This window comes from Enterococcus sp. C102(2024), from assembly GCF_040888205.1.
GTDB classification, from domain to species: domain Bacteria; phylum Bacillota; class Bacilli; order Lactobacillales; family Enterococcaceae; genus Enterococcus; species Enterococcus faecalis.
Window position 1 is genome coordinate 171,264 of sequence record NZ_JBFOHH010000004.1, and the last position, 17,759, is coordinate 189,022.

16 protein-coding genes are annotated in these 17,759 nt (G+C 38.0%); 4 read left to right on the forward strand and 12 right to left on the reverse strand.

From position 1 onward, the window contains the following. Positions 1–80: 80 nt before the first annotated feature. The gene (locus AB3I34_RS09905) at positions 81–1,028 is read right to left on the reverse strand and encodes a YafY family protein (RefSeq protein WP_002389777.1); all 948 of its coding nucleotides are present in this window, start codon (positions 1,026–1,028) and stop codon (positions 81–83) included. Positions 1,029–1,092: 64 nt separating this feature from the next. Here AB3I34_RS09905 and AB3I34_RS09910 point away from each other — a divergent pair, with 64 nt between their 5' ends. The 3 genes from AB3I34_RS09910 (at position 1,093) to AB3I34_RS09920 (ending at position 5,277) form a co-directional block, all read left to right on the forward strand. Then, entirely contained in the window at positions 1,093–1,560 is a 468-nt protein-coding gene (locus AB3I34_RS09910; RefSeq protein ID WP_262231399.1) for a VOC family protein, read from the forward strand. Positions 1,561–1,567: 7 nt separating this feature from the next. After that, complete coding sequence (locus tag AB3I34_RS09915) at positions 1,568–2,077, forward strand: ClbS/DfsB family four-helix bundle protein (RefSeq protein ID WP_002356044.1); 510 nt, start codon at positions 1,568–1,570, stop codon at positions 2,075–2,077. A gap of 584 nt (positions 2,078–2,661) precedes the next feature. After that, entirely contained in the window at positions 2,662–5,277 is a 2,616-nt protein-coding gene (locus AB3I34_RS09920) for a YfhO family protein (RefSeq protein ID WP_010711868.1), read from the forward strand. 36 nt (positions 5,278–5,313) lie between these two features. On the opposite strand, the gene mprF is transcribed toward AB3I34_RS09920, so the two are convergent. The 5 genes from mprF to AB3I34_RS09945 form a co-directional block, all read right to left on the reverse strand. Beyond that, on the reverse strand, positions 5,314–7,905 hold the full coding sequence (gene mprF / locus AB3I34_RS09925; RefSeq protein ID WP_002370602.1) for a bifunctional lysylphosphatidylglycerol flippase/synthetase MprF: 2,592 nt from the start codon (positions 7,903–7,905) through the stop codon (positions 5,314–5,316). 192 nt (positions 7,906–8,097) lie between these two features. Further along, positions 8,098–8,478, reverse strand: a complete 381-nt coding sequence (locus AB3I34_RS09930) for a RidA family protein (protein WP_010711867.1) — start codon at positions 8,476–8,478, stop codon at positions 8,098–8,100. Between the two features lie 99 nt (positions 8,479–8,577). Continuing rightward, positions 8,578–9,792 (reverse strand): MalY/PatB family protein, encoded by a 1,215-nt coding sequence (locus tag AB3I34_RS09935; protein ID WP_025189266.1) that lies wholly within the window; start codon positions 9,790–9,792, stop codon positions 8,578–8,580. Positions 9,793–9,806: 14 nt separating this feature from the next. Further along, the gene (gene malX, locus AB3I34_RS09940) at positions 9,807–11,375 is read right to left on the reverse strand and encodes a maltose/glucose-specific PTS transporter subunit IIBC (RefSeq protein WP_002378674.1); all 1,569 of its coding nucleotides are present in this window, start codon (positions 11,373–11,375) and stop codon (positions 9,807–9,809) included. 148 nt (positions 11,376–11,523) lie between these two features. Next, positions 11,524–12,294, reverse strand: coding sequence for a MurR/RpiR family transcriptional regulator (locus tag AB3I34_RS09945; RefSeq protein ID WP_010711865.1), 771 nt, complete (start codon positions 12,292–12,294; stop codon positions 11,524–11,526). A gap of 197 nt (positions 12,295–12,491) precedes the next feature. Here AB3I34_RS09945 and AB3I34_RS09950 point away from each other — a divergent pair, with 197 nt between their 5' ends. Further along, the gene (locus AB3I34_RS09950) at positions 12,492–12,695 is read left to right on the forward strand and encodes a hypothetical protein (RefSeq protein WP_002381332.1); all 204 of its coding nucleotides are present in this window, start codon (positions 12,492–12,494) and stop codon (positions 12,693–12,695) included. A gap of 46 nt (positions 12,696–12,741) precedes the next feature. On the opposite strand, the gene AB3I34_RS09955 is transcribed toward AB3I34_RS09950, so the two are convergent. The 6 genes from AB3I34_RS09955 to AB3I34_RS09980 form a co-directional block, all read right to left on the reverse strand. Next, positions 12,742–13,269 (reverse strand): HdeD family acid-resistance protein, encoded by a 528-nt coding sequence (locus AB3I34_RS09955; protein ID WP_002356034.1) that lies wholly within the window; start codon positions 13,267–13,269, stop codon positions 12,742–12,744. 247 nt (positions 13,270–13,516) lie between these two features. Next, positions 13,517–13,894, reverse strand: a complete 378-nt coding sequence (locus tag AB3I34_RS09960; RefSeq protein ID WP_002356033.1) for a DUF956 family protein — start codon at positions 13,892–13,894, stop codon at positions 13,517–13,519. Positions 13,895–14,055: 161 nt separating this feature from the next. Then, on the reverse strand, positions 14,056–14,967 hold the full coding sequence (locus tag AB3I34_RS09965) for a PTS system mannose/fructose/sorbose family transporter subunit IID (RefSeq protein ID WP_002356032.1): 912 nt from the start codon (positions 14,965–14,967) through the stop codon (positions 14,056–14,058). Between the two features lie 22 nt (positions 14,968–14,989). After that, positions 14,990–15,793 (reverse strand): PTS mannose/fructose/sorbose transporter subunit IIC, encoded by an 804-nt coding sequence (locus AB3I34_RS09970; RefSeq protein WP_002356031.1) that lies wholly within the window; start codon positions 15,791–15,793, stop codon positions 14,990–14,992. A 34-nt stretch (positions 15,794–15,827) separates the two neighbouring features. Then, a complete protein-coding gene (locus tag AB3I34_RS09975) occupies positions 15,828–16,820 on the reverse strand; it encodes a mannose/fructose/sorbose PTS transporter subunit IIA (protein WP_002356030.1) in 993 nt (330 codons plus the stop codon). 234 nt (positions 16,821–17,054) lie between these two features. Continuing rightward, positions 17,055–17,567, reverse strand: coding sequence for a mannose/fructose/sorbose PTS transporter subunit IIB (locus AB3I34_RS09980; protein WP_002385473.1), 513 nt, complete (start codon positions 17,565–17,567; stop codon positions 17,055–17,057). Positions 17,568–17,759 lie beyond the last annotated feature (192 nt).

Here is a 17,759-nt window from a genome sequence, read left to right on the forward strand (position 1 = left end):
CTTGATTTAAAAATTAAGGGTTTTTCTTTCTCTTCTCCAATGTGCCTTTTTACACATGGAATTGTTCACAGTCCCACAATCTATTCTTGATATTTTTTTTGAATCCTCATTATACTTTCTACATACGCTTGTTTCACTTGGACTGGCTCTAAAATTGTTACTTCTTCACCAAAGCCCATAAAATAGTTGGCTAAAAATTGTGTTTCTGTTGGATGAATCTGTCCAACTAAAAAACACTGCGTGGGCGTTTCTTCCAACTGAATATTGTCAAAGCGATGTTTATAAAAAAATTCTTTGCCCTTTTCTGTAATGATTGCTTTAAATGGAATCGTACGTGCCGTCGTTTGTTGATGGCGATACGATTCTTTCAATTCTTCAGTCGTAAAATCCAGTGTTTGGTTTAACTGCTGAATAGCCTCCATAAAATCACAGCGGTAAGTACGCCAAGCCTTTTTAGTCACATCATAGCCTGAACAATACCAATACCCTTCTAAAATAGTTAACCGGGTTGGTAAGATTTTTTTCGTTGTTGCTTCATATCTGGTATAGTTAAACTGAATTACTTGTTGCGCCAAAATACAATGAAACAGCTGCTCTAAATTGCCTGGTGCTTCTACTTGTTCAATTCCTTCGTAATAGACGACCTTACTCATTTGACTAATTTTAAATTGGGTTGGTTCATCTAAAGAATGCAATAATTTTTGCTTAATTTGCTGATAGGAATGACCAAACGGTGACTCTGCGACTAATTTCAGTAATTGTAACGAAAAAAAGATCGCTAACACTTCATTTTCGTTAAAATAAATCGGCGGCAACAACGGTTTGTTTAAAACTCGATAGCCACCATAACGACCATTCTCCACATATAGCGGCACGCCTAAATTTTCCAAAGCTTCAATATCCCGCAAAGCTGTGCTTTTAGAAATCCCAAAAGTTTTCATTAACTGATTTAAATTAAACTGAGGATGGGTTCTCAAGAAAAAAAGTTCCTGATTTAAACGTTCTGATTTTTTCATTTTCCCCTCCATCGGTGTCACTTTTTGACACCTTTTATTGTTATGCTTATCTTATCAATCTTAGGAGGTTCAAACAATGAAAAAAACACAATTTGCCCTTTTTATGGTCTTAAACGGACGAGCAACGGAAGCCTTGACGTTTTACCAAGAAGCCTTTGCTGGTGATATTCTTTTTAAAATTACTAATCAAGAATTTAAAGAGCGTTTAAATCCTTCTTTGACCATTCCCGCTGGCGAAGAACACTGGCTTTCTCACTCGATTTTACAAATGGACACTTTTCAATTACAACTAGCTGATAATCCTTTGTTTGCAGGAATGAATACCACGCCCACAGAACAATTGACCCTAAGCTTAACCGTCAATAGCCGTCACTCTGCCAAAACAATTTTTGAAAAACTCACGCGCCATCCCGAATCCTGTATTATCCAAGAACCAATTGAAAATGAATTTGCAACATTTTATGCGATTGTGAAAGATCCTTTTGGTTTAGTCACTCAAATTACTCAAGAAAAACAAGCAGATCCTACCAAGAAAGGACGTTAGCCGAAGAATGCGAACCTATGAATCAAAAGAAGCCTTGATTGAGGCCATTCAAATAGCTTCACAAAAATATTTAGCTGAATTTGCAGAAATTCCTGAAACACTTAAAGATCACCGAATTGAAACAGTAGCTAAAACACCTTCAGAGAACTTAGCCTATCAATTAGGTTGGCTCAACTTGCTGCTTTCTTGGGAAGAACAAGAACAACGTGGTCTGACCGTTCAAACGCCAGCTGAAGGTTATAAATGGAATCAACTGGGCGCTCTCTATCAATCATTTTATCAAACCTATGGACAAATGAGTTTAGAAAGTCAGCTGATTGCGTTGCAAGACACCTTAGAAAAATTACTTCATTGGATTGACTCGCTTTCCGAAGACGAATTATTTTTACCTCAACAACGGGCTTGGGCGACCACCAAAGCACAATGGCCTCTTTGGAAATGGATTCACATTAATAGCGTTGCCCCTTTTACTAGTTTCCGAACGCAAATTCGCAAATGGAAAAAAGCGTGTCTTTAAAAAGTTATCCACATTTTTTCAAAAAAAGCTTGACAAGCATTTTTAAATTCTCCACAGAAAACTTTGTGGATGAAATTTCTTATTTTTTCCAAAAAACTTTTCCACAATGCTTATTTGTTCGACATTAAATCTTTGTAAATTCTAGAAAAAAGAAGATGAAAACGTTGTTTTAATAACGTTTTCATCTTCTTTCAACTTTAGGGATTCCTTTACTTTTAGCAAGCAGGACTTCTGAACTTGCGTCTATTTTTTTTAGCAACTCGAAAACTTATCCTTGTGGATAAACCGAGATAAAAAGCTTTTTTGTGGTTTTCAACAGAGTTATGCACAAAGTTATCCACAGGGAGTTTTCAGCAATTTTTCGGAGAATATTCGTCTTTTGATGTGGTGATTGGAAAATCGACTTCATATAACCGTTTGAGAGTCTTTTAATCTCTTGCTAAAAGCTAGCTTGAGTGTAGGAAAATCGTTCCCCCCCCACCCTTAGGATCCTAATAAAATTTTAAAGTTTTTCTTCTATTGGTACATCAAATAAAGAGTATGATAAACTATAGGTACTTTCGAAAAATCAGGTGAGGTTATTTATGAAAAATAAAAGTAGGCAGTTTTTAAAAAACAACTGGCCTTATATGTTAGCCAGTTTCTTCATTCCATTTTTAATTATGGCAATTATCTATTTGAGTATTGGGATTTATCCAGGAAGTAGTCGCAGTGTTTTAGCCAGCGATGCCTTTTCTCAATTTTCAAATTTTCACGCAAGCTTTAACAATGTTCTTCATGGAAAACAAAGTCTTTTCTATACGTGGAATGCTTCTTTGGGACTAAACTACTTGTCCTTAATTTCCTATTATCTTGGTGGCTTATTTACGCCGCTTGTCTTTTTCTTTAACAATCAAAACATGCCTGATGCGCTCTATTTCCTAACGTTGTTGAAAATTGGGAGTGCTGGCTTGAGTTTTTGGTTCTTGGCAAAACAAACCTTTAAGATTCCTAAATGGTCCCATGTGACTTTAAGTGTGTCTTATGCGCTAATGTCCTTCATTGTGGCCCATTCAGAATTAATTATGTGGCTGGATGCCTTTATTTATCTGCCACTCGTAATTTTAGGAATTCATCGTTTAATGGACCAACGAAAACCGACATTATTGTTTGTCAGTTATTTCTTGCTTTTCATTACAAATTATTATTTTGGCTTTATGATTGGGTTGTTTTCCTTCCTGTACTATTTTGCACGAACGTTTACAGACTGGCAACGATATAAATCTCGAATCGTTGCGTATTTTACTACTTCTCTTTTAGCTGGTGGAGCATCCATGATTATGGTTTTACCTGCTGTCTTAGATTTACGAACCAATGGTGAAACTCTTTCTGAAATTACAACCTTTAAAACAGAAGCGACTGCCTTTTTAGATATTATTATGAAAAATATGATTGGCGTTTACGATACAACCAAATATGGGTCCATTCCTTTTATTTACATTGGGTTGTTGCCTTTGATTTTTTGTCTCTTCTATTTCGTTACGAAAGAAGTTCCATTGAAAAACAAACTACTTTTTGGCAGTTTGTTTGTCCTATTGATTGCTAGCTTTTACATCACGCCCTTAAATTTATTCTGGCACGGCATGCATGCGCCGAACATGTTTCTTTTCCGCTATAGTTTCCTCTTTTCATTCCTAGTTATTTTGCTTGCTGGTTATGGTTGGGAGAAATTTGAAAAGGATGATCTCGGCATCTTAAGCGGCTTGATTTTGATTCTTTTAGCAATTTTTGCTCTTGCAATGGGCACAAAAGGTGCTACTAGTTATACGTATGTGACTTTAACCTCTTTCGTATTAACGGCAACTTTTTTACTATTATACTTTTTCGGAATTGCTTTTTATCAATTGAAAAAAGCGCCTATGCAATACTTAGTGATTTTGTTATTGCTGCTCGTTTCTGGTGAAGCAATCATTAATACACGGGCGATGGTCACTGGTATTTTAGATGATTGGAACTACGCATCACGCAGCTTGTATTCTGAGCCTTATCCTGACTTAAAAAATCTAGTCGATCAAACAAAAAAAGAAAATGATACCTTTTACCGCTTGGAAAATTTAAATGGTGTTTCGGCCAATGACGGCATTAACTATGGCTACAGTGGCATTAGCATGTTTTCTTCCGTGCGGAACCGACATTCTTCAACATACCTAAACGCCTTAGGTTTCCGCTCGCGAGGCACGAATTTAAATATTCGTTACCAAAATAATACCTTGTTAATGGATGCTTTGATGGGCATTAAATACAATATTGCTGAAAACAATCCAATGAAATTCGGCTTTGAGCGACAAGCTGCTGCTGGTAAATATCAGCTTTATCGTAACGAAAATGCTTTGCCGTTAGGATTTTTAGCAGACAAAGAGATTTACAATGTCCGGCAACCTCTCAATGATAATTTAGGTAGTCAAACAAATTTACTAAATGCTTTAGCCAATACCAATGAACGGTATTTTACCTTTTATCAACCAACGATGACGCTTCAAAATAACGTGACAATTACGCAAAATACAGCTGGTGTAACTTTTACGGAGAAACAACATAACGTAGCCAAAGAGATTTCTTATACAGTCAATGTGCCCGCCAATACGCAAGCTTATTTGAGTTTATTCCCAACGGATTTTGCTCAATTGGAAAGTTCCACTGCGACGGTCACCGTGAACGGCTCAAGTCAGCAATCACAAATTGGCATTACTGGCCAATATTATAATTTAGGTTACTATCCCAAAGATACAACTGTTAACTTCAAAGTAAGTTTTTATGGAACCAAAGCAGTAAGTTTTGTTCAGCCGCAAGTGGTTGGTTTAAATACCAATGCATTTGAAAAAGCCATTTCCGCCGTGCAAGAAAAAGGCGTTGATTTAACCACTGGCAAACGCTCTGCTTCAGGTACCTTTACCGCCGACAAAGATCAAGTACTCGTCACTACAATTCCTTATGACAAAGGTTGGCGTGTCAAAATTGATGGCAAAAAAGTTACCCCAAAAGCCTTTAAAGATGCCTTTCTAAGCGTTCCTGTCAGCGCTGGAACCCATACTATTCAGTTCTCTTATTTACCAGAAGGATTGATTCCTGGCATCGTGTTATTCGTTCTATGTACTGGTGGTTTCGTTGCCTACGTAACCTTGATTCCTGCTAGACGAAACCGTAAAAAAGAAGACAAATAAAAAATCACGCGATGGCTAAGTCATCGCGTGATTTTTTTAAATTTCAGTCATTGCTTCTTCCACAAGCGAAACACTTTGATGTCTTCCTTTCGTAATCAACAAGGAAAGTTGCACAAAAGCAAAGAGTACACTGGTCCGCTTAGGATAAGCAAAATAACGAGGTTGCCAACTAGTGACATATTGTTCTTTGCGCTTGCGTGTATCTTGAAACGCATAAATTTGATAACTATACTTGTAAAAAATATTAACAAAGCGTTCTTTTAAGAAAGAGTACTTGCTCTCCCCTACGTTAGCCAACGGCGCCATCCCAATATCAATTAATTGATAGCCCTGCTGTTGATAGGTTTCAATAAAATGAGTGAACAAATATTCTCTAGTAAAAGCAGGTGCGTCTGAACGAATACGTAACAAATCATACGAAATACTTTTGCCTTTTTCCATTTCTTTTCCCGTAATGAAACCGATGACCGTTTGTTTCTGTCTCACCAAGCCCACGCTACTGCATTTCAAGTACTCGGGATCCAACCGTCCACCAATAAAGTAGCGCTCTTTTTGATTCCGTGACCAGTCCGCAGAAACTCGTTCTAACTCTTGATATAAGGCATCACTAATCGTTTCGGGATAAAATTCAAACTGAAAATCCGCTGCTTCTGCTGCTATTTTTTCAGTCACTGTTTCCGTCCAGGCTGTTTGATTCACTGTTGACGGCTCATCAAATTGAATCAAGCCTTCTTCCCCAACTTTCATAAATTCAAAGCCGCAATCGTGAAGATTCATAACATATTCTTCCGAGATACGATAAAAAACTAATTGATAACCTAACAAATCAGCTTGATCCATAAACGCCAGTGTCGCCGCTGTCCATTTCTCTCGTTGCCCAATCGGATCCGCCAAGACAAAGCATTTATTAAACTTCATTTGAAACCCAAAAAGTACTTGATCTTCGCCTTCTTCTTGGTAGTAAAAATGACCATAATCCTTTAAATATAAAAATTGACTGCCTTCGTTGCCACCAAATTTTTCCAAAAAGCGTGTCAACCGCGCTTCCTCAAACCCCTCACCTAAAGTAACAGTTGTTTCGGCTAAATATTGATACAAAAAGAATAAACCAATCAAGGAAATACTTAAACCAATCAATCCGTTAAACCAAACATCATCTGACGGAAACAACAAAAAGTGATTGATAACTTGATTGCCACCAGCTGGTCGTGCGGCGTAATAGCCAGCAACCGCATAACCGATAAACAAGCAGCCAAACAAAATACTATCTACCGTTAAAGCGCCCCATGAATAAACAAACTTTTCACGATAAAATTCTTTACGAGCCAAAATAACCGCCAATAAAATAACAGCATAAACAGCAATTAACTGCCACGAAGTCGTTCGTGCCACCGTATTTACAATACAAAATCCTAGTAAAATAATTGTAGGCCAATAAGCTTTTTTCACTTTCATAGAAATGCCTCGAGCTAAACCTAATAACAAGAATCCTACAAATAAATTCAATGTTTGATCTAAAAAATTAAAAGAAAAGGGAAGTAACACTTGGAATAAACGACTGACATTCGACAAATTCGTCACAGTCGACAATAGAACCATCATAATTCCTGCAAAATATAACGCCGCCACCAAAATAAAATGCGCCACTTTTTGTGAAAATAACCGAGGTAAATTATCAAAAAATTGATTAACTTTCATGCCTGCTTGTTGCAAGAACAAAATAACTCCTGTCATAAAAGGCGTCACATAATAGAACAAACGATAATACAACAACCAGACGACCGCTTGTGATCGATCAATCCCTAATTGTGACAAGCCCAAAATCATTAAGACATCAAACGTTCCCATACCACCAGGAACCATGGTTAACATACCGATTAACGTAGCGATAACAAACATTGGGTAAACAGAAACCATCGAAACTGGCACCTGCATCAAGCGACCTATCATCAAGAAAGCAAACATCCCACCTAGCCATTGACCTAATGAAGCGCCGAATAATAGGAGCACCGCTTTTGGAAAAAATGTTTTAAACAATGTTCGCCGTTTTAAATACGTGAAAAACCAGAGCGCTGGCGCAATCAGGCTGCCCAATAATAACCAAACCCAATATTCACGAAAAACATTTTGGGTTCGAATAAAAAATAAATCAACAAACGCCACAAAAGATAAAATAGATAACCCTGAAATCAAGAACAGAGCAACTTTTGAGACCGTTGCTACAACCTTGCCCCGTGGTACATCTTTTCCGTAAAAATTAATCCGTAGCGTTGCCCCAACCACACCGCCAAAACCCGCTAAGTTATTAATGGTATTGGTGACCCAAGCCGAAGTTAACCAATCCATTCGTTTCATTGGTGGCTTACCTTCTTTTTCCAATAACTTAACGACTACATAGTCATAAAGGAGCATTGGAATAACCCCTAACAGTCCTGCCAAGACCATGCCAATTAAACGCCCCGTACTTTGTTGTTCCATCGTGGAAAAAATATCCGCCCAGGTCATGCCTTGAGCGATATGTGTCACTTGGTTAGCCACGAAAACTAATACAGAACCAAGAAAAATTAGTTTCAATAATAAACTGTGTTCTTTCAACCACTGCGTTAGTTGGCTAATATTTTTTTTCATCTTATAGCCTCTTTCATATCTCTTTTCTATTCATTTAACTTTCGTTTTATCGATTTTCTTCCATGGTAGCCTATTTGCTGAAAATTTTCCAGCACGGCTAGACATTTTGGCTGAATCGTATTGTTTTATTGAAAAAAAAAGAGTGAGAAAAAAATCTAAGACGATTTTTTCTCACTCTTTTAACTGTATTTTTTACGCCACTACTTCTGCGATAATCTCAATCTCCACCAACACATCCATCGGTAATTTAGAGATTTCAATCGTTGTGCGTGCAGGATATTCCGCACTAAAATACTCAGCATAGACTTCATTGAATGCCGCGAAATCCGCCATATTTTGTAAATAGCATGTCGTTTTGACTACATGAGCAAAATCACTACCCGCTTCTGTTAAAATCCCTTGAATATTTTTCAGTACTTGATTGGTTTGTTCTTTAATCGTTGTCCCAACCACCTTGCCTGTTTCAGGATCCAGTGGAATCTGACCAGAAGTAATCAATAAACCATTCACAATTTTTGCTTGTGAATATGGCCCAATTGCTTGTGGTGCTTGCTTCGTTTTAATTGTTTTCATTTCTTTTCCCCCAGTAAATGACAAGTTGTTACTTTTTGTTATTTTATTTGTTTCTATTTTTCCATTGTACTGCAACCATTTTCGGAATGCTATCTTTTCTCAATTATTCCTAAGCGCTGATGCTGTGCCATCCTTTTGTAAAACAGCTTCAAAACCTTGACGCATCCTTTCAAGTCCCTCGTGTAGTTTTGCTTGCGAACAGCCAATATTTAACCGTAAAAATCGTTGCCCATTACCGCCATAAATCGAGCCGTCCATAATGGCGACTTTCCCCACAGAAACTAAAGCCTCTTGTAAGCGGGCCACATCTGGAACTGCCGCTGATACATCCAACCACATTAAATAAGTTGCCTCCAGCTCCGTCACTTTAATTTTTGGCAAATATGTCTGTAAAAAATCTTTCACGTAACGTTGGTTCTCCGCTAAATAATCATTCAACTCGTCCACCCAAGTACCACATTTTTGATAGGCCGTCATGGTTGCTAGCATTCCCAAAATACTTGTTGATGATAGACCATCGGCATTTTTTAATTTGAGCTGAAAAGCGTCACGTAATTCGTTATCTGGAATTAGGGCGTAAGCAAAAATCAGCCCTGGAAAATTAAAGGTTTTCGTGCCACTGGTAATAATGGCAGATTTTTTATAACCAAATTGCGTAATTGGTCGATGAACATGGCCTTTATTAACGATATCCATATGAATTTCATCAGAAAGTAAAAACACATCATACTGTTGGCACAATGAAACCATTCGCTCTAATTCCCATTGCTCCCAAACACGTCCTGTTGGATTATGCGGGGAACATAAAAGCAAACAGCGATTTTCTGGTTGCGCTAGTTTTTTTTCTAAATCAATAAAATCAATGCTGTAGCGCTTCTCTTGATAAAGCAGTTCATTCGCCACTACTTGCCGCTTATTTTCCTGAATAACTTTAAAAAATGCATCATAGGCAGGTGTTTGTAAAATAATGCCCTCCCCTTCGTTAGTCAATAATTGAATCAAAGCAGAAATACCATAGATAACAGTCGGGGTATACATAATCCAGTGTTCTTCAATCTTCGTCTGGAATCTTGTCTGGTACCACGTTTGAATTGCTTCTTTTAATTGCGGATGGTTCCACCTCGTGTAGCCAAATACGGGATGTTTCAAACGCTCCTGTAATGTTGCCAGAACTGCCTCTGGCACAGCAAAATCCGTATCGGAAATAGTGAAGGGAAGCAAGTCCGCTTCCCCAAATCGGTCTTCTACAAAATCCCACTGTGTACAATACGTTCCTCGTCGATCAATTGCTTTATCAAACGACACACTCTTCACCTTCTGTCTTTTTTCTAACCTAAAATCATCTCTAATTGATTACGGACCGTTGTCACTTTGGTTCCGATAATCACTTGCACATTCTGCGCATCTAAATGTACAACGCCTAAAGCCCCTAATTGCTTTAATTTGTCATCATCTACTTTATTAGCATCTGCTAACACTAAACGTAAACGCGTAATGCAATTATCAATAGCTTGAATATTCTCTTGCCCACCCAAAGCCGCTAAAATCCCAGGAGCATCATAGCCACCCGTTTTCTTATATTGAACTTCTTGATCGGTATATTCAGTCTCATCTAAGACCTTGTCTCGTCCAGGTGTTTTTAAATCAAAGGTTACAATGACTGTTTTAAAGACGAAATAATAAACAACAAACCAGATAGCGCCGACAATGAGAACCCACCACCATTTTGTATAAGTTCCTTGTAACAAGCCAAAAATAACAAAGTCCAGTAGCCCGCCATCAGTGTTCCCAATCACAACACCTAATAAAGCCATTACCATGAAACCTAGACCAGTCATAATGACATGAAACAGCCATAATAATGGACTAATAAATAAGAATAAAAATTCAATTGGTTCTGTAATGCCAGTGATAGCCGTTGCAATCACACCCGAAAGGAGTAAGCCTTTAATCTTATGTCGATTCGCCGGAGCTGCAGTATGATACATCGCAAGCGCCGCCGCTGGTAAGCCAAAAATAAAGGTCGGCATTTTCCCTTGTGACAAGAAAGCTGTTGCGCTTGGTGAAATCGGTAAATTATTTTGCAATTCTGCATAGAAAATATTTAACGCACCAAACACTTCTTTGCCAGCCACCACCGCTGAACCCCCTGCTTCAGTAAAACGAATCATGGAAACCAAAATATGATGCAACCCAAACGGCAACAGTAGACGTTCCCCTGATCCAAACAGAAAAGGCCCAAAAATACCAGAACGTTGGATAAGTTGGCCAATCGCCATAATCATTAGCGCGAAAAGTGGCCAAACTAACGGAATTACTAAGCCCACGAATGCCATCACTAATGAAGTAATAATTGGTACAAACCGTGCGCCAGAAAAGAAGGCAAAACTATCTGGTAGTTGCACCGTATAAAATCGATTATGCAACTTATAGACAATAAGCCCAGCGATAATTCCACCAAGAACGCCCATTTCAATCGTTTGAATCCCAAAAACCATTCCTTGGCCGGCTTCCCGCAACTGCTCAGGATCCACGAGGCGATTCGTCTGCACTAAATAGAAATTAATCGCTAAATTCATCACCGTATAGCCTACGAAACCTGAAAACGCAGCAATTCCTTTTTCTTTCCGAACTAACCCCAACGGAATGGCCATTGCAAACATGACAGGTAAATAGGCAAACGCAAAACCACCAATTGTCGACATAAATTGGAAAATAATTTTTACTGCGGGCTTTCCTAAAAACGGGATCGTTTCAATCATGGATTCACTGGAAAAAGAACTTCCTAATCCCAACAAAATCCCCATAAAAGCTAATAAAGCCACTGGCAACATAAACGTTTTACCTAATCCTTGGAAAAACTCCCAGAAAGTCGCTTTCTTTTTCTTTACTGCCATTTCTTAACTCCTCCATTCATTCTTTACAAAACTAAAAATGATTGCGTTTACATTCATTGCCCTCATTATAACTAGCCCAAAACAAAGAAAAAAGAGGCTACACTTTTTCTGTATCCCCTTACATCATTTAGTATGGTGTTGCATAAAATTACCGCGGTTGCTTTGCCTCTGCGTACATTAATAAAACCGTATCGAACAAACAAATGACAGCAATTCTTGAACTTAAATCCACGCGCTGATGATAACGTGTCGTCCCTTTGGCAAATAACGTCGTCGTCGACAATTTTTCCAAGGTGCTTCCTTTAGTCGAAATCAAACTAATCATCGGCACCTGCTGTTCCTGTGCTACACGTGCATACGCTAAAATCCCCTTAGTTTCTCCTGTATAACTGACAAAAATGGCTAAATCCTGTCCATCCAGATTCTTAACTGCTGCCGCTTGTTCATCCCAATCAGATCGTGCATAGGCTTTTTTTCCTAAAAATGTTAGCTTTCGTGCAAAATCAGTACAAATAGGAAAACTGCCACCAACACCGAACACTTCAATCGTATTCGCACGCTCAATCATTTTAAGCATTTCCGCGACTTTGGCTTCATCCATTTGTTGAAAACTGTCTTGCACATTGGCGATCAACTGTTGCGTAATAGCTTGAAAACTACGACTATCGCTTTCTGTGCTCTCGCTCTGCACCGATTGGACGATTGCGTATTTTAATTCTTGGAAGCCTCGATAACCTAAGTGTTTTGCCGTTCGAGAAATAGTGGCTGTTGAGACAAACAACGCCTGCGCCACCTCATAAATGGTTTGTGAACTAATTTCCGTCATATGCGTCAAAATATAATCCAGTACTTGATTTTCAATTTTACTTAAATCATTTCGTTTCTTTTCTAACAAAGCGATTAATCCCTCAGTCGTCATCCAATCCCTCACTTTAAATCCTTTTTTATAATTATACACCAGAATATTCTGATTATTTCAATAAGAAAGTCCAAAATAACCAACAGCGGCTCCATCATTCGCCAGAGAAAAAAATCAGCCTTCCGATGGAGGTGTTTGTTGCGCTTTCTTGCTATACTCTGTATATAGAAAACAGGAAAAATTTGGAGGTAGTACGTATGAATAATCAACGACCAATGTTTATAAATATTCTTTTAGTGGTCCTTTTATTTTTAGTTGTCGGTTCACTCTTTAGTGCCGTTGTCGGTATCGTGGGAAGCTTATTGTGGCTAGCAGTAAAAATTTTAGTTCCCGTAGCGATTATCGTGTGGCTTGTTCGAACAATTTCGGGAAATAATGGCAACTGCCGCCGTCGTTATTAAAAAAAAACAGGTTTTCCTTTTCGGAAAACCTGTTTTTTTACTTCTTTTATCTAAAAGCATATACAATATTACTAATACCAAACATCATAAAGTAGAAGCCAACTAAGAAGCTTAAAGTTAGTGCTGAAGACAATGGATTAAATAATAACATTACACCTAAGATAATCCCTAAAACGTCAACAATTAATGTGAACCAGAAGTAACCTGTGCTTACTCGTTTAGCAAAATCTAAAGTAAATAAGCCGAAAATTGAGTCGAATAAAAACCAAATTGCAAAAACAAATGGTAACACAGCGACACCAATATTTAAGTTAAACAATAAGTAAACACCAATGAGGATATCAATAATCCCTAAGATGATCGGTGCATAAGCTTTGTAGCCTAGCAATTCTTTCATACGATTACGTACAAAAATTTCGAAAATCCCTTTAATAATAGCAAAAATCGCAAAAACCATCACAATGGCAATTAAATTACCGGCAGGATTTTGGAAAGAAATTAATGCAGTCAGAACAAATAGAATTCCTAATACTAATGAACCCCAGTCCATTCCATGATGTTGTCGTTGTTCCATGACACTCACTCCTCTATAAAATAATTTATTACACTTATTATGTTACTACTATTTTACAAGGTGTCAAATATTTTCATCGTGCTTTCTGAAAACCATTTCAATGATAACTCCATTAAAAACAACGTATCACTTGATTGTCTCTTTTTTGGTGCACAATTGTGCCTTTTTTGTATAAATAAGTCCCTCGTTTTCCCACAAAAAAACCGCTACTTTTTCATCTAGTTTATAAAAAAGTAACAGTTATAAATTATTTTTTCTTTTTCCCAATCGAGAGAATCCCTCTTTTTATGACATCAAAGAAACTCAAAGATTGGACCATATGATCTGGGTCAACATATTCACGAATAGCTCGTAACACTCGCTTCGGCTCTTTTGAAGCAAACGTATACGTCCCATTTTTCTTGGTTTGAATCGCATAACGAGGAATCCATTTTCCTTTGAACATTACTGAAGCCAACACGTAATCGACTTCTTCCCACGGAATTTGGATAAACTTACGTGGATCTTTGGCATGGTAAAATTCAAACCCGCGGTCACCTATCATAATTTGTCCATAATCTGTTAATCCTGTAAATGCCGTCGCATCTATAACTAAATCAACTTTTGTGTTTAATGATTGTACCATGTTATCTGCTCCATTTCATTCGACTAATTCCTCTTTATTATACGTTTCTTTCCTGATCGAAACAAACAAAATTACATCTTTGTTTAAAAAAGCGGAAGAAAAGTTTCTCGACTTCTCTTCCGCTTTTTTTGATTAGAAGTAATAAACTTACTTCGTCATTCTTATAATAAGCCGATTAAGTGGCCGACTACGCCGACTACGAATAAACCAAGAATGATAACGATTGGGCTAACTTTTTTCTTCAATAACCACATACATAAGAATGTAAGTAGTAATGGTGCTAGACCTGGAATCAATTGATCTAAGTTATCTTGTAAAGTAGTAACTTTCGTTGGTGAAAGCGCCAAGCCTTGGTTCACTTGTTCAAAGGCTTTATGCATTCCTTCACCGCCAGCAGGAAGTTTATCCCACTCGATATAAGCACCTTTGTCTAACTTAACTTGTGAGACAATTGGTAAGAACTTAATCGATACCCAACGTTGAACCAATGCGGCCAGTACGAACATCCCTAAAATAGAAGCACCTTTTGTAATATCTTGTAGTAAACCACCTGAAAGGTCATCAGTAATTTTAGAACCTGCTTTGTAACCAAACTCTTGTGTATACCACATGAATGACCAACGAATTAAGTTCCAAGCAACGAAGAATAAGATTGGGCCTAAGATGTTACCACCCATTGCTAAGGAAGCACCTAAAGCTCCTAACATTGGACGAACAGTAAACCAGAAAACTGGGTCACCGACACCGGCTAAAGGACCCATCATCCCAACTTTAACCCCTTGAATCGCTACGTCATCAACTGGTGCGCCATTGGCACGTTCTTCTTCCAAAGCTAATGTTACACCAAGGATTGGTGAGGCAATGTATGGGTGTGTATTAAAGAATTCTAAGTGACGTTTTAACGCCGCTGAACGTTCTTCTTTCGTTTTATATAATTTTTTGATTGCTGGAATCATTGAGAATGCCCAGCCGCCGTTTTGCATACGTTCGTAGTTCCAAGAACCTTGGATAAATGTTGAACGCCAAGCTACAGCTAAACGATCTTTTTTAGTTAATTGAATTTTTTCTGCCATTTTCTTTGCTCCTCCTTCAGAATTAGTAGTCGTTTAAAATATCGCCTAATGGGTCGCCAGAGTTGCCTCCGCCATTTGAGTTAGAAGAACCGCCCATTTTAGATAAGTTCAAGTAAATAAGAGCTAAAGCGACACCTAAAGCACCTAATGCGATTAATGTTAATTGAGAAATCGCTGCGACTACGAAACCGATAATGAAGAATGGCCATACTTCTTTTGTTGCCATCATGTTGATTACTAATGCATAACCTACGGCAACGACCATACCACCACCGATAGCCATACCATCAGTTAACCAAGCTGGCATTGATTCTAAGAAATTACGAACAGTGTCAGCAGGAATGAATAGTAACGCACCTGCTGGAATCGCAATACGAATACCTTGTAAACATACAGCGAAAATGTGTAACATTTCAACTTGTTTAATGTTGCCTTTTTCAGCAGCCGCGTCCATCATGTGAACGATTGGAACCGCAACTGTCCGAACGATCATTGTTAAGAACAAACCTGCAACCGCTAAAGGAACTGCGATGGCAATCGCTGAAGGAACACCTTTAACACCTTGGCCACCTAAAACTAAAATAATTGCTGAGGCAACAGATGCTAAAGCGGCATCCGGTGCAACGGCAGCCCCGATGTTCGCCCAACCTAACGCGATCATTTGTAAAGTACCACCTAAAACAATTCCGGCTTCTAAATTACCAGTAACTAATCCGATTAATGTACATGCTACTAACGGTTGGTGGAATTGGAACTCATCCAAAATCCCTTCCATACCAGCTAGAAAGGCAACGAGTAAAACTAAAATAATTGATATAACAGACATGATAAGCCTCCTATTTTGATTTGTATTTGGCGAGTTACGCGTTTGCTAACTCATTTTTTGCTTTTTTCAAAATTTCGTCCATATTCGCTTTTGAATCATTTGGCACTTTACGCACATCAAATTTGATGCCTTTGGCTTTTAATTCATCAAACGTATCAACGTCTTCTTGACCCATTGATAATACTTTGCTTACAACGACTTTTCCAACAGAGTGAGCCATTGAACCAACGTTTACTTCTGGGATTTCTACGCCGCCTTCAACCACTTTTAAGACGTCTTCAGGATTTTCAAATAATAATAATGCTTTTGTATTGCCAAAACGTGGATCTTTCGCTACTTCAATCATTTTACTGATTGGAATAACATTGGCTTTTACTCCTGGAGGAGCTGCTTGTTCGATTAATTTCTTACGTAAGTCATCTTTTGCAACGGCATCAGAAACAACAATAATTCTGTTTGGTTGTGTTGCTTTTGTCCAAGCTGTTGCTACTTGACCATGTAATAAACGTGAATCAATACGTGCTAGCACAAATTTAATTTTGCCATCGCCAACAACTGTACCTGGTGGTAACGAACCTTTTGGCTGTGCATCTTCTGTCGCAGCAGCTTTTGGTGCTTCTGCTGGTTGTAACTCTTCTGGTTTAACTTTGACACCATCTTTTGCTGTTTCAAGAATGTGTGTCGCAATTTCTTGTGCTGATTCCATAGAGAAACGAGAAGCATATGCTTCAATAACCATTGGTAAATTCATACCTGCAACGATTGCCCATTTGTCTTTATGATCTTCTAACAATGAGTTCGCTTGGTTAAATGGTGTTCCTCCCCATAGGTCAACTAAAAATAGTACTTCGTCTTGATTGTCAAACGATGCAATGGCTTCTTGCATTTTTGCTTTTACATCATCGGGACCTTCGCTAGGCATTAACGTAACTGCTTTTACATTTTCTTGTTCGCCAAAGATCATTGCACCAGATTGCAAGATCCCTTCAGCAAATTCACCGTGACTTGCTAGGATAATTCCTACCATTTTTATACCTCCTGTATAATTGATGTTTTTTTTCATGGTTGTACTGCTAAACGCTTTCACTTTTTGAAAAAAATCAGATAAATCAGATTCTGACAAAAATAAATGAAAAAATTTCAATAGTTCTTGATTTTTTTCAACATCAGCACTTGCCTTTATCAATACAGTTCATGAAGCAATGATGTTGGTCCTAGGCCACCACATCCTTTCAATGTCTTTCGTCTGTAAAAATGAACGTCAGCTGGCGTTATTTTCTTTGCTACGCTCTTTTTTCAGTAAATCCATCAAATTCACTTGGCTGTCTGCTGCGACTTTTCGAATTTCCAATTCAATACCTTGTTCATTTAAAAACAGAAATGCTTTTAAATCGTTGGCATCCACTGCGACTGCATTCGTAATCATTCGCTTGCCTGTACTGAAACTCATTCCGCCAATATTCACAGAAGTTAGTTGTACACCGCCTTCGACCACTCGTTTCACGTCCAAAGGATTAGTGAATAACAACATGGCTCGAAACGAATCAAAACGAGGATCAGGGTAAACATCAATCATTTTTTGAACAGTGATGACATTTACTTTGACACCAGGTGGAGCAGCTTGAACCAACAAGGCTTTTCTCAAATTGTCATGAGCAACGGAATCACTAACCACTAAAATGCGATTAATGTTCGTCAATTTTGCCCAAACAGTTGCTACTTGGCCATGAATTAATCGATCATCAATTCGAGCTAAACGAATATCCATTACCATCGGGAATGCTCCTTTAAATTCATTTTTAAAGGTTAGGACCTTTGTCTTTTTACTTAAAAATTTTAGGTAAAAAGGGACACCTTATTATAAGCAAGTTTCGTGCCAACTTTAGTGTATCGGTTCGAAACCTAGAAAATTATAGGTTTTTTTAAGAAAATCAAAAAATCGATACACTAATAAATAGTGTATCGA